Genomic DNA, 12,509 nt, shown 5'->3' with positions numbered 1-12,509 from the left:
TCAGGCGCAGGCCGGGGCGCCACCCAGCCGAAGCTTCGGCAGGCACCACGTGCGGCCCAATGTGCCCGGCGGAGGTGCCAGGCGAATTCTCATCGGCAGCTCGGCATCGGTCATCGGCCACGTCTCGACGACCGTGCGGCCCGCTCCCACGATGCGGTGACGCCCGCCAGGAAGCAGCCAGACATCTCGGCCGCCCTTCTCCTCGGTGAGCCAGATACGACCATTGACTGAAATCACCGTCCAGCCGGCGAGGCGGTCGATGGAAACCGCCTCGGCTGCATTCAACTCGAACTCGAGGTAGGGTAAGAGGGCTGCCATGATATCCTCCTTTACGGGCCACGATGCCTGTCCGATGTTCGACAGGTCCGGGCATTTTTGTCTGCCAGGAGCGCAAGGACAAGCGAATTGTTCTCACGTGACATGTGAACGAAATTGACTGATAACCGCCGCACTCCACCGCTCGGCAGTCTGCGCGTCTTCGTCGCGGCCGCGCGCAGCCAGAGCGTCACCGGCGCTGCCGCGCAGCTTCATTTGACGCACAGCGCGGTGAGTCATCAGTTGCGCCAGCTGCAGGACTATCTCGGCGTCGCCCTGTTCGAACGCCACGGCCGCGGCCTGAAGCTGACGGCGCAAGGCGCCGCCTATGCCGAACAGGTTTCACGGGCGCTGACGGACATCGGCAAGGCGACCGATCAACTGATCGCGGCACGCGCCTACCGCCGTCTACGCGTCACCTGCATGCCGTCATTCGCCGCCCGCTGGCTGCTGCCGAGGCTTGGGAACTTCATTTCCCGTCACCGTGATCTCGATGTCGAAGTGCAATCGACCGCCAGGCTGGCCGACATCAAGGGGGGCGAAGCCGACGTCGCCCTGCGCTTTGGACATGGCCGATATCCCGGACTGAGCTATCGACTGCTGATGAAGGACTGGTACTACCCGGTATGCTCGCCCGATTTCATGGCGCGTCACGCGCTGCTCGACCCGGCGCAATTGATCGAGCTGCCACTGTTGCGATCGAACGATGAACTCTGGCAACCGTGGTTCACGGCCGCCGGACTGGTCGTCGAAGAACCGCAACGTGGCGCCGTGTTCGACGACTCGAGTCTGATGCTGATGGCGGCGGCTGCCGGCCAGGGTGTGGCTCTCGCACGTCACGCCCTGGCAGCCGACGATCTGGCCCGCGGATCGCTGCGCCCTCCTTTCGGACTGGCCGTCGAATCACCTTTCTCCTACTTCTTCGTCTGTCGTCCGACGGACGAGCAGCAGACAGCCGTCGCCGCTTTTCGCGCGTGGCTATTCGACGAAGCGTCTTCCTATCGCCAGCCGGACGGCGAACTCGCGCCGTTCCGCCGAAGCTGATTGGCGCAGGACGGAATCCCGCATGACCCCGACGGTCGCCGCGCCACAAAAGCGAAGCGCTTTCTTGCGCCGACGCTCCTCTCCCCGTCAGACACTGAACTGAAGCGCCGCCAGTCGAGCATAGAGGCCGCCCCTTTCCACGAGCTCGGCATGCTTCCCGGCTTCGACGACCCGGCCGTGATCGAGCACGAGGATGCGGTCGGCCCCCTGCACTGTCGCCAGGCGGTGAGCAATGACGATTGTCGTACGACCACCCATTGCCGCTTCCAGCGCCGCCCGCACAACGCGCTCGCTTTCGGAATCCAGACTGCTGGTCGCTTCGTCGAGTAGCAGCAAGGGAGCGTCCTTGAGGATCGCGCGCGCGATGGCGATTCGCTGACGTTGCCCACCGGACAGCCGGACGCCGCGCTCGCCGACCAGCGTGGCGTAGCCAGCGGGAAGTTGGCGCACGAATTCGTCGACGAAAGCGGCACCTGCCGCCAACCTGACCTCGTCTACCGAAGCGCCGGGTCTGCCGTAGCGAATGTTGTCGTCGATGCTGCCGGAAAAGATCGCTGCTTCCTGTTGCACGACGGCAATGCGTGACCGCAGTTCGGCGAGCCGGCAACGCCGCAGATCGACGCCGTCAATCCGGATGACCCCATCGCGCACATCGTAGAAGCGCTGCAACAACTGGAAGACAGTCGTCTTGCCAGCCCCGGAGGGTCCGACCAGCGCCACCGTCTGGCCGGCTTCGATGCTGAGCTCCAGATCTTGCAGAACCATCGGCTCCGGACGCGACGGATAGGCAAAACGCACTCCCTCGAAAGACACCCGCAGGCCACCAAGCGGCACCGGCAACGCCACCGGCTGCTGTGGCTCGATGATCGACGAACGGGTGGACAGCAACTCCATGAGCCTTTCGGCAGCCCCCGAGGCGCGCAACAAATCCCCCCACACCTCGGCAAGCACCGCAACGCTGCCGGCCACGACCACCACGTAGAGCGCCGTCTGACTCAATTGCCCGGCCGTGATTTCGCCCGCGAAAACGGCCTGCACGCCACCGTACATGCCGTAGAGCAACGAGCCGAAGACGCCGATGATGACGAAGGCCGTCAGCGCCGAGCGCGTGCCGGTACGCCGTAGCGACGCGGCGAAAGCCTCTTCGTTGGCGGCCGAGAAGCGCGCCGCCTCGGCGCTCTCGCGAGTGTAGCTCTGGACCACGGGAATCGCGTTGAGGATCTCGCCAGCGATCCCGCTGGTATCGGCGATGCGATCCTGGCTGGCGCGCGACAGCTTGCGCACGCGGCGAGCGATCAGACCCGCCGGCAACACGACGAGAACGATGATGCCGACCACGGTGAGAATCAGGCGTGGCGTGGTCGCCACCAGCATCGTCAGGCCACCGGCCAGCAAGACGATATTGCGTAACCCCATGCTCACACTTGAGCCGACGGCGTGATGGATCACCGTCGTGTCCGTCGTCAGTCGCGACAACACCTCGCCGGTCTTCAAGGTCTCGAAGAACTGCGGGCTCTGCCGCAGCACGTGCGCGTATACCGCCTGTCGCAGATCGGTCGTCACTCGCTCGCCGATCCAGCTCACCATGTAGAAGCGTGCGGCAGTAGCCAGCCCCAGGACGACCGCCACCCCGAACAGGCCAAGAAAATGCCGGCGGATCGACGCCAGCCGCTGGACACTGTCGGCACCGACCGGCAAGACCAGGCCGCCGTCGACCAATAGCTTCACCGCGTAGGGTAGGGTCAGTGTCGCCCCGGCCGCGAGCAGCAGAAAAAGCAAAGCCAGCCCGATCTGCCCGCGGTAAGGTGTCAGGTAGGGTAGCAGCGCACGGAGGGGTTGCAGCCGGCGCGGCGGCAGCCCTTGGGCACCGCCTGCGTCAGGCTCCGAGCGGTCCGACGCCGGCGCCACGCCGGCCTTCAGACGAGCAGTCCATACAGCACGGCCCAGGCACCGCCGACGCCGAGCGCGCCGAAAGAGAGCATCGACAGCAGGAAACCACTGCCGCGTGTGCGTGGATCGCGCGCGTAGGACAACGCGTACCAGATCCGGCCGATGAGCCAGAGAGTGCCCAATGCGGTCGCCCAAAAGCTCGACAGATGGATCGCGAAGAGCCACAACACCGGCAGGAAGAGCACCACATTTTCGAGCGTATTCATCTGGATGCGATAGGCGATCTCGAACTGCGGGTGACCCGTCGTCGCCGGCGCCTTGATGCCAAACTTGACTCGACAGCGGCCAACGTAGGCGGCACAGGCAAATAGCAGAAACGACGTAGCAAGGGTAAGCAGCGCGGGGCCGGGGTAGGCGTTCATAGTGTCTTTCAGTCTCCTCGTTCAAGCATCAACTTTTCGGGCCTCTTCACCAAGCAGGAAATTACCGATGCGTAACAGGCGCCGCGGCGCCGCCTCGCCATCGAGATCGACCGTCAACGGGCCGGCGGCCGCCGCTATCTCCGCGGCCCGCTCAGGGGTCAACTGGGAGGCGCGCTGGCAAAACTCGATGACCGCGACCTGCTCCTCCCGCGTCAGAGGAAAAGGCGGCGCTTCGCTACCCGCATCATTGTCCGCGCCGACAGCCTTCGGCCTTGGCACATCGAGATACACCACCAGCGTGCCTGCCGCGAGGTCACCCAGGCGCTTGCCTTGCACGTCGAGCAAACTGACGATGAAGCCAAGGGCATAGCCGAACGGCAGAAAGTCCACGCCGCGCAAGGCGTTTCGGATACCGGCGGCGCTCCAACCAAGCGGGCGTCCGTCGTCAAGGACGACGGCCAGCCCACAAGCCTTCTTCCCAGGCGTCTGACCGTTCCGGTAGACCTCGAAAACGACCGGATAGAACCACTCGAGCAGAAAAGCGCCGAGCAGTAGCATGCCGACCCCGAGTTGGCCGAAAATCGTTGCGCCGATCGCCAGCAACAGCCACACGCCGAAACGAACGAGGAAATCCAGAAACCAGGCGCGTGCGCGAACCACCGGCCCGGCCGCGCGTAACTCGATGTCGCAGCCCTCTGGCGTCGCGACGCGGTGAACGTTGTCCAAGCGAGCCGGAGGAGTGGTCACGGCTCGAAAAACACGTCCCTGTAGCAGGCATAAAGCGACGCGTAGAGTACCGGCACCAGCACCAGCCAGCCCAGGAACAGCGGCAGACAAGCGACGATGGCGGCGAGCAGGAAAACCAGACCGTACACCAGGAAAGGCACGGCATTTCGCAAAGCGACCATGAAACTGGTCTGCAGCGCCTGAAAGGCGGAGAAATCGTGGAACACGACGAGCGGCGGAGCCAGCCACACGGCCATCGCCAAGGGCAGGAAAATGGCGGCCACGACGATGACCGCGACGATGAAGCTCCCCGAAAACGGATTCGGAGCACCGCCACTGCCGACCGCACCAACGGCCACCATGATACCGAAAACGGCGGCCGCCAACAGCACCGCCACGAGGTAGAGCAGGCCGACGAGCAGCAAGCCGCCGGGCTTGCTCGAGAAGCCGGCAAAGAGGTGTACGAAGCGCAGCCCTTCGCCATCCTCGATGGCCCGACAACCGATGACGATGCCGCCGATAAACACCGGACCGAGCAGGTTCACGGCCAGGTTGATGACCGGAATCATGCCGATGGCCATCATCACGACGATCAGGACGATGGTAATGCCGACCCAGGTTCCGGGCGCGCTGCGGAACATTTCCCAGCCGCGCAACAGCCACTGGTAGCCGTGACCGGCGGTTACGCGTCGTCCTTCGGGAACGAAGTTCCCGAAGGACGACGCGTTGTGATGGTCATGCACCCGGGCGACCGGCGCTTTGAACGGATTACTGTCGTCGATACCCATCGCTACTCCCATGCGTTATGAACCACAGCGGGAAGGCCCGCGCCCACTCCGCAAGCGACACGCCGCACCTACCATGACGCGCCCACCCGCCTGGCGACCTGCGACTGCTCGTAGATGAGCGAGCTCAAGTGCGCGTGGACACGGACACCCACCTCGACCACCTACCAATCGGTAGCGACCTGGCGCCTGTTTGAAGTTTTCGACAGGGAAAGGCTATGGGCAAGGCTGGAGGAGTGGAAGAAAGCTCCCCGAAATTCAAGTGCGCCAAAACTTCGGCAAACGAGGCTTTACTCCGCTCTCGGCCACAATCCCTCCCGCTCGTTCCTGGAGAACCAGCTCCGAAACTAGTACCAAAAAATCTTGAGAGCATGCAACCCCCTGGCCGACGAAAAACCGAGGGAATCTCGCGCGTGGGGGCGAGGTGGAGAACGAATTCACCTTACCGCTTCAGTGGCCAGGTCAGGACTTCTCGTTGGCGAGCGCCTTGGCGGTGATCTCCTCGTATAAACTGGCCATTCTGGCCGACAACTCGGCATACTCCGGGTGCCGGGCCAGGAACGGTTTGACGTCCTCGCTATCGGCAAAAACCCTCTCCAGAAAAGCGATGTCCATTTCGTCGAGCCGCTCGCCCGCATCCACTTTCGCTTTCAGGTCGAGCGCCCGCGGTAGCCGCTCCTTCTCAAGGCGCTCAAGCACGACGGTTGCCATACCCAGGTCGTCCGCTTCCTGACTCATCACGCTCTCCTTAATTTTGTCACTGGTTCAATGAGAACTCACCGGGCGAGTCGCCAGCGTTGATCTGCTGACTGCGATGCCACGACGCCAAGCGTCGATGATGCCAGCTCTGGCTGGCAGAAGGCAATAGACCGTAGAAGACTGGCGTTGACGAGCGGATCACAGCCCGTTACACAACCAGGACAGAGAAGCAACAGATCCGCCGCAAAGGATTCGCTATTCTCCCACCTGTCGCTGGCACGCATCCTCCCCCTCCTCCTCCCCCTGCGTGACGGTGACGGTACCACACGGCCCGCCCAGCCCCTCCCTCTGCGCGGGCCGTTTCCTTTGCCGACAGCCAGCCTATAATCGTCGCTCCTGCCGCCGGCAAGCGCAGCGCCCGCCAGGAATCAGATCGTTTTCAATCAACCGGCTAGCGCCTGGAGTCGTCGTCATGAACCGATGGATGAAAGCTACAACCTCTCTCCTATCATGGCTATTTCTGAGCCTGTTGCCTGCTTGGACACAGGCCGGAACACAAGCGACAGCGCCACTTCCGGCCGGCGTCAGGAAACTCAACACCGTCGAGGGGATTAGCGAATACCAGCTCGCCAATGGCTTGCGCTTCATCCTTTTCCCCGATGCCGCAAAAGCCACCGCCACAGTCAACGTCACTTACCTCGTCGGTTCGCGGCACGAGAACTATGGGGAGACCGGCATGGCTCACCTGCTCGAGCATCTGATCTTCAAAGGCTCGAAGAACTTTCCGGATCCGGCGCGTGAGTTCAAGGCACGGGGCTTTCAGATCAATGGCACGACCTGGCTCGATAGAACCAACTACTACCTGACCTTTGCCGCCAGCGAAGACAACATGGCCTGGGCGCTGGCGTGGAACGCCGACGCCATGGTCAATTCCTTCATCGCCAGGAAAGACCTCGACACCGAGATGAGCGTCGTGCGCAATGAATTCGAGATGGGCGAGAACGATCCGGCCAGCGTCATGCTCAAGCGCATGCAGGCCATGCTTTATGACTGGCACAACTATGGCAACACAACCATCGGCGCACGCAGCGATATCGAAAATGTCAGGATCGAGAACCTGCAAGCCTTCTACCGCAGGTACTATCAGCCAGACAACGCGGTGCTGGCCGTGGCCGGGAAGTTCGACGAGCGGAAGACGATCGAGCGCATCGCAGCGACCTTCGGCAAACTGCCCAGGCCAGCCCGTAAACTGCCTGAACACTGGACAGTCGAACCAACGGCCGACGGCGAGCGTCAGTTTTTCGTCCGGCGCAAGGGTGAGGTGCCGCTCGTCACGCTGGCCTACCGTACCCCATCGAGCCTACACGGCGATTCGGACGCCATAAGCATGGCCAGCGATATTCTTGGCGACACGCCAAACGGCCGCCTGTACAGGGAACTGGTCCAGCCCGGACTGGCGGCACAGGTCTTCGCCTACCCGGTCGATAGTCGCGAACCGGGTTTCGTGGTGTTCGGCGCCACGGTCAACAAGGGCGAATCTGTCGAACGCGTCCGCAACCGGATGATCGAGGTCGTCGAAGGAAGCCTGGCGCACGACGGAGCAACGGCCTCCGAACTCGCCCGCGCCGTCGAACAGTCACGTACCGCGCACGAGCGTGCGCTGGCCGACCCCGAGGCGTTCGCCGTCTTGCTTTCCGAGTACATCGCGCTGGGCGACTGGCGGCTTTTCTTCTACGCTCGCGATCGGCTCGACCAGATCACGCCGGCGCAAGTCGACGCCGCGGCCAGCAAGTACTTCGTGCGTGACAACCGTGTTCTCGGCACCTTCATCCCGGAGGATTCACCGCAACGCGCCGTCGTCCCGCAAGCTCCCAGCGCCGCCCAACTGCTGGCCGATTTCCGGCCACGGGAAAGGGGAGACATCGGCGAGGCTTTCGATCCCTCACACGAAAACATCAGCGCGCGCACCCAACTGAGGACTTTCGGGAATCTGAAAATCGCCTTGCTGGCCAAAAAAAACCGCGGCCAGACCGTAAACGTCGCGATGAGCTTTCGCTGGGGCGATGAGAAATCGCTGGCCAAACGCAACGTCACCGGTCCGCTGGCGATCGCCATGCTGGCCCGCGGCACCGGTCGATTGACCCGCCAGCAGATTGCCGACGAGCTGATTCGCCTGAAGGTGCGTGGCAGCCTGACGCACTTCGAAACGAACCGCGACCATCTCGCCGCAGCGCTTGCCTTGGTGGCGCAACTCATTCAGGACGCGAGCTTTCCGGCCGCCGAGTTCGAGGAACTCAAGCGTGAGTATCTGACCGCCCTGCAATCGCAACTCGACAACCCGGAGGAGCGCTCGAGCGACGCCATGCGGGCGCATTTCAACACCTATCCGGCTGGCGATCCCCGCTACTACACGCCTTTGGCCGAACGTATCGAGCAAGTCCGACAGACGACGCTGGACGATGTGATTCGCTACCACCGTGAGCTGATCGGCACAGCGCGGGGCGAGATCGCCATCGTCGGTGACTTCGACGAAAAAGCGATCGCGGACGAACTTGGGCGGCTGTTTCCGGGCCATCAGTCGAAAGCGCCCTATGGCCGCGTTGATCGCCAGTTCCGCGCGGTTGTGCCGAGTCGGATCGAAATCAACACGCCAGACAAAGAAAACGCCTTTCTTCGCGCCAGGATCGACCTCTTGCTACGCGACGACGATGCGGATGCGCCTGCGCTTTACGTCGCGAACAACATCTTTGGCGGCAGTGGCGGGCTATCAAGCCGGCTCATCGACCGACTACGTCAACGGGAGGGTCTTAGCTACAGCGTCACGTCGAACCTGTCGCTTGGCAGCCGGGAGCGGCTATCGACCTGGTCGCTGACGGCCATGGTCGCGCCACAGAACCTCGGCCGCGCCGAGCAGGCGATCTACGAAGAACTTCGACGGGCGCGCCGGGACGGCTTCACCGAACAGGAAGTCGCCGAAGCGAAGAAGGGAATCATCGAGTCGCGTGCCGTGAGCCGCTCGCAGGACAGCACACTGGCCGCACGCTGGTCGTCTTTTCTCGATCTGGGCCGCGACTGGCAGTTCTCCAAGGATTTCGAGGCCAAGGTAGTGGCGCTTTCCGTAGAGCAGGTCAACGCCGCTTTTCGCAAGTACATCGACCCCGAGCAACTGACGCTGGTCATCGCCGCCGACAACGCAAAGCTCGCTGCGCTGGCCGTCGGGCCGTCCGACGTGGCCGAGAAACGACTCGCCGGTCACTGACGGAAGGCCCAAGCAGCGAAGTTGCCGACACAACGCGGCGCCACTCCGGACCTGATTCCCGGGAACGAGCGCCGGCTACTTTTTCAGGCTGTCGCGAATCTCGCGCAGCAACAAGACTTCTTCCGCCGGCTCCGGCGGCGACGCCGGTGGGGCCGGGGGTTCACTCTTCTTGAGGCGATTGACCTGCTTGACCATGACGAAAATGATGAAGGCCAGGATGATGAAGTTCACCAGAATGGTGAGGAAACTGCCGTAGGCAAAAATCGGCACCTGCGCCTTCTTCAGGGCATCCACTGTTCTCGCCGTACCTTCGGGAATGGTCCCCAGAACAAGAAACATTCCCGAAAAATCCAGCTTGCCGCCCATTATCCAGGCGACGAAGGGCATGATCAGATCACCCACTACCGAATCGACAATCTTGCCGAAAGCGCCGCCAATGATCACGCCGACCGCGAGATCCATGACATTGCCCTTCATGGCAAACTCTTTGAACTCCTGCACCATGCTCATGCCGTATCCTTTACTTTCCATTGGACTCTACCGGACGCTTGGCCGGCTCCTTGAAGCGCCAGCGATTATAGGAGCAAGGCCACAACGCTGTGAAGCCCGTCAAGCGCGGCGTAGTTTTTCCCCCGCCGCAGCCAGCGTCGCTTCCTGTTTGGCAAAGCAGAAGCGAACGACATGGTCGTCACGACCGTCGGGGTAGAAAGCCGACACAGGGATCACCGCCACGCCCACGTGACGAGTCAGCCAGCAGGCAAACTCGCGGTCGGACAGGTCGGAGAGGGAATCGTAGCGTGCCAGCTGAAAATACGTGCCATGACAGGGCAACAGCTCGAAACGCGAACCCAGCAACTGGCGGCGAAAGAATTCCCGTTTCCCAGCATAGAATTCCGCCAGCCCAAGATGGCGCCCGGGATCGCGCATGTAGTCGGCAATTCCCAACTGGCAGGGCGTATTGACCGTAAACACGTTGAACTGGTGAACTTTGCGGAACTCGGCCATCAACTCGCCGGCGGCCAGCACGTAACCGACCTTCCAGCCAGTGATGTGATAGGTCTTGCCGAAGGAGGACACGATCAGGCTGCGTGCGGCGAGTTCAGGATGGCTCGCGACGCTGTGATGTCGCGCGCCGTCGAAAACTATATGCTCGTACACTTCGTCCGACAGAACCACGATGTCCGTATCGCGCGTCAGCCCAGCCAACTCGGCCAGATCGTCGGCGCTTAGCAGGCTGCCGGTCGGGTTATGCGGCGAATTGATGATGATCATTCGCGTGCGCTTGTTGAGCAGCAAGCCGACCTGCTGCCAGTCCGGCCGGTAGTCGGGGAAGTTCAGGCTGGCGTACACGGCCGTGCCTCCCGCGCTTTCGATAGCCGGCACGTAGCTGTCGTAAACTGGCGCGAAGACGATCACTTCGTCGCCGGCGCGTACAAAAGCCGCGATCGCCGTGAAGATGGCCTGCGTCGCTCCGGCCGTAACGGTAATTTCCCGCTCCACATCGTAGCGCGCGTGGTAAAGCGCCGCCACCTTGCCGGCGATCGCTTCCCGCAATTCGGGAACGCCGGCCATCGGTGGGTATTGGTTGTGCCCCTCGCGCATGGCACGCCAAGTCGCGTCGAACAACGAGGAGTCCGCTTGAAAGTCGGGAAATCCTTGCGACAGATTGATCGCTCCGCAGTCCGCCGCAAGCTTCGACATGACGGTGAAAATCGTGGTCCCCACGCGGGGAAATTTGGAATCGACAGCGACGCTTGACTTATACACGATGATCCGCGCCAAGCGCGGCAGGAAAATAATAACGCGACCAGTTTAGGGGCGACCGACAGCGCAGACAAGGCCCGGCTCACCAAGGCCGCGGCGATCAGGGAATCCGCCCGGAGCGTCGGGGCTTGCCCTGGCGACCCGTATTCGCCGTAAACTGCCGCTTTTCGCCGCCTTTTCCGAAGCGCCATGACCGTATCCCGCCTGCGCCGCCCGCCGGCCACTCTTCTCGCGCTCAGCCTCGCCTGCCAGACGGTCTGCGCAGCGCCACCTTTGCCGGCCCTCGCGGCCAGCCTCGATGATCTGACCGTCTCCGGCGTCTCGTCGGGTGCCTACATGGCGGTACAGTTCGAGGTGGCGCACTCGAAACTGGTGCGTGGCGCCGGCGTCATCGCCGGTGGGCCGTACTACTGCGCTCAAGGGTCGAGCTGGCGCGCGCTGACCAGTTGCATGTCGCCTTCGTTCTGGGGAGAGTTACCATCCGTCGCCGACCTGCGAGCGCGCGCCGAGGAACTGGCGCGAACAGGTCGAATCGATTCCCTCGACAACCTGCGCCGTCACCGGGCGTGGCTGTTTTCCGGGGGCAACGACGACAAGGTCGAAACATCGGTGATGGACCGTCTGGCGGATTTCTATGGCCAGTGGCTCAGTCCGACGGCAATTCGCTTCGTCAAGCTGCCCGACGCGGGACACGCGATGATATCGGTTGCCGATCCGCAGCCCAACCCCTGCTCTAGCGCGCATCCCCCGTTCATCAACCGTTGTGGCGACCTCGACGCAGCCGGCGAAATGCTCACTCATCTCCTTGGCCCACTACGGCCATCGACGGCGGGCGGGAAGATTCTGAGCTTCGACCAGCGCCCTTTCGTGGACGGCCGAGCCGTCGACGCCGGTCTGGCCGACGAAGGCTACGCCTACATTCCATCCGCCTGTCGCGTCTCCGCCTGTCGCATCCACGTGGTCTTCCACGGCTGCCGCCAAAGCGCGACCGACATCGGACGCCGTTTCGTCGACGGCGCCGGCTATAACGCTTGGGCAGACAACAACCGGCTAATCGTCCTGTACCCGCAGACCACTCCACGCCACGGTCTGGCGCTCGGTTCCTGGAAGTGGGTGAACAACCCGCTTGCCTGTTGGGACTGGTGGGGCTACTCGGGCAGCGAATACCACACCCGTGATGGCCAGCAGATCAAGGCCGTGCGCGCCATGATCGACCGCCTGGCGGCGCCACGTCGGCCGGCCGGTGATTAGCCCTGCATGGCGGCGCCCACCGGCCAGCGACCGATCCAGCTAGTTTGAACTGCCGCGCAGCTTGCCGTAAATGACCAGCAAAACGATCGCCATGATTACCGAAGCAATGAATCCCGCCCCCTCGCCCGCCCGGTACCAGCCAAGCAACTGACCGACCATCCCGGCCAGGAAAGAGCCGCCGATGCCCAGCAGCACGGTGACGATGAAACCCATGTTCTCCCTGCCGGGATGAATCAATTTGGCGATGACGCCAACCACGAAACCCAGAACGATTGTCCAGACGATACCCATCGTCAGCTCCTCAAGAATGCCGGGTGGCCTCGGAACGCGCCACTACCGAATTTCCGTCGCACG

Annotated in this window: 12 protein-coding genes; 3 read left to right on the top strand and 9 right to left on the bottom strand. The window is 62.8% G+C overall.

Annotated features, from left to right (window positions below):
- Nucleotides 1-318 (bottom strand): DUF2917 domain-containing protein, encoded by a 318-nt coding sequence (locus Q1M07_RS12785; protein WP_300454282.1) that lies wholly within the window; start codon nt 316-318, stop codon nt 1-3.
- Nucleotides 319-432: 114 nt separating this feature from the next.
- Here Q1M07_RS12785 and gcvA point away from each other — a divergent pair, with 114 nt between their 5' ends.
- Nucleotides 433-1,359 carry a transcriptional regulator GcvA gene (gene gcvA / locus Q1M07_RS12780; RefSeq protein WP_300454281.1) on the top strand — a complete coding sequence of 309 codons (927 nt, stop codon included), beginning with the start codon at nt 433-435 and terminating at the stop codon, nt 1,357-1,359.
- 87 nt (nt 1,360-1,446) lie between these two features.
- Here gcvA and Q1M07_RS12775 read toward each other — a convergent pair whose 3' ends face one another.
- From Q1M07_RS12775 to Q1M07_RS12755, 5 genes are all read right to left on the bottom strand, one after another.
- Nucleotides 1,447-3,216, bottom strand: a complete 1,770-nt coding sequence (locus Q1M07_RS12775) for an ABC transporter transmembrane domain-containing protein (RefSeq protein WP_300454349.1) — start codon at nt 3,214-3,216, stop codon at nt 1,447-1,449.
- Between the two features lie 59 nt (nt 3,217-3,275).
- Nucleotides 3,276-3,671, bottom strand: a complete 396-nt coding sequence (locus Q1M07_RS12770; protein WP_300454280.1) for an MAPEG family protein — start codon at nt 3,669-3,671, stop codon at nt 3,276-3,278.
- A gap of 21 nt (nt 3,672-3,692) precedes the next feature.
- Nucleotides 3,693-4,397: an RDD family protein gene (locus tag Q1M07_RS12765; protein WP_300454279.1), complete on the bottom strand. Its 705-nt coding sequence runs from the start codon at nt 4,395-4,397 to the stop codon at nt 3,693-3,695.
- Between the two features lie 17 nt (nt 4,398-4,414).
- Entirely contained in the window at nt 4,415-5,185 is a 771-nt protein-coding gene (locus Q1M07_RS12760; protein ID WP_300454278.1) for a BPSS1780 family membrane protein, read from the bottom strand.
- Between the two features lie 459 nt (nt 5,186-5,644).
- On the bottom strand, nt 5,645-5,920 hold the full coding sequence (locus Q1M07_RS12755) for a hypothetical protein (RefSeq protein ID WP_300454276.1): 276 nt from the start codon (nt 5,918-5,920) through the stop codon (nt 5,645-5,647).
- Between the two features lie 445 nt (nt 5,921-6,365).
- Between Q1M07_RS12755 and Q1M07_RS12750 the strand changes: the two genes are divergently transcribed.
- A complete protein-coding gene (locus tag Q1M07_RS12750) occupies nt 6,366-9,140 on the top strand; it encodes a pitrilysin family protein (RefSeq protein ID WP_300454275.1) in 2,775 nt (924 codons plus the stop codon).
- Nucleotides 9,141-9,215: 75 nt separating this feature from the next.
- Here the strand turns inward: Q1M07_RS12750 and mscL are convergent, their stop codons facing one another.
- Both mscL and Q1M07_RS12740 read right to left on the bottom strand, forming a co-directional pair.
- Nucleotides 9,216-9,650 (bottom strand): large conductance mechanosensitive channel protein MscL, encoded by a 435-nt coding sequence (gene mscL, locus Q1M07_RS12745; RefSeq protein WP_300454348.1) that lies wholly within the window; start codon nt 9,648-9,650, stop codon nt 9,216-9,218.
- A 99-nt stretch (nt 9,651-9,749) separates the two neighbouring features.
- The gene (locus Q1M07_RS12740; RefSeq protein ID WP_300454273.1) at nt 9,750-10,907 is read right to left on the bottom strand and encodes a pyridoxal phosphate-dependent aminotransferase; all 1,158 of its coding nucleotides are present in this window, start codon (nt 10,905-10,907) and stop codon (nt 9,750-9,752) included.
- Nucleotides 10,908-11,093: 186 nt separating this feature from the next.
- Here Q1M07_RS12740 and Q1M07_RS12735 point away from each other — a divergent pair, with 186 nt between their 5' ends.
- A complete protein-coding gene (locus Q1M07_RS12735; RefSeq protein ID WP_300454272.1) occupies nt 11,094-12,155 on the top strand; it encodes a PHB depolymerase family esterase in 1,062 nt (353 codons plus the stop codon).
- 39 nt (nt 12,156-12,194) lie between these two features.
- On the opposite strand, the gene Q1M07_RS12730 is transcribed toward Q1M07_RS12735, so the two are convergent.
- Nucleotides 12,195-12,446: a GlsB/YeaQ/YmgE family stress response membrane protein gene (locus Q1M07_RS12730; RefSeq protein WP_300454271.1), complete on the bottom strand. Its 252-nt coding sequence runs from the start codon at nt 12,444-12,446 to the stop codon at nt 12,195-12,197.
- Nucleotides 12,447-12,509: the final 63 nt, after the last annotated feature.

The organism is Accumulibacter sp., from assembly GCF_029255285.1.
Taxonomy (GTDB): Bacteria; Pseudomonadota; Gammaproteobacteria; order Burkholderiales; family Rhodocyclaceae; genus Accumulibacter.
This window is presented reverse-complemented; position numbering and strand designations above follow the sequence as displayed.

Excerpts from the sequence above, each read along its gene's own strand:
- Q1M07_RS12785 (WP_300454282.1), bottom strand. The coding sequence starts at position 318 with ATGGCAGCCCTCTTACCCTACCTCGAGTTCGAGTTGAATGCAGCCGAG.
- Q1M07_RS12770 (WP_300454280.1), bottom strand. The coding sequence starts at position 3,671 with ATGAACGCCTACCCCGGCCCCGCGCTGCTTACCCTTGCTACGTCGTTT.
- Q1M07_RS12760 (WP_300454278.1), bottom strand. The coding sequence starts at position 5,185 with ATGGGTATCGACGACAGTAATCCGTTCAAAGCGCCGGTCGCCCGGGTG.
- Q1M07_RS12755 (WP_300454276.1), bottom strand. The coding sequence starts at position 5,920 with ATGAGTCAGGAAGCGGACGACCTGGGTATGGCAACCGTCGTGCTTGAG.
- Q1M07_RS12750 (WP_300454275.1), top strand. The coding sequence starts at position 6,366 with ATGAAAGCTACAACCTCTCTCCTATCATGGCTATTTCTGAGCCTGTTG.
- mscL (WP_300454348.1), bottom strand. The coding sequence starts at position 9,650 with ATGAGCATGGTGCAGGAGTTCAAAGAGTTTGCCATGAAGGGCAATGTC.
- Q1M07_RS12735 (WP_300454272.1), top strand. The coding sequence starts at position 11,094 with ATGACCGTATCCCGCCTGCGCCGCCCGCCGGCCACTCTTCTCGCGCTC.
- Q1M07_RS12730 (WP_300454271.1), bottom strand. The coding sequence starts at position 12,446 with ATGGGTATCGTCTGGACAATCGTTCTGGGTTTCGTGGTTGGCGTCATC.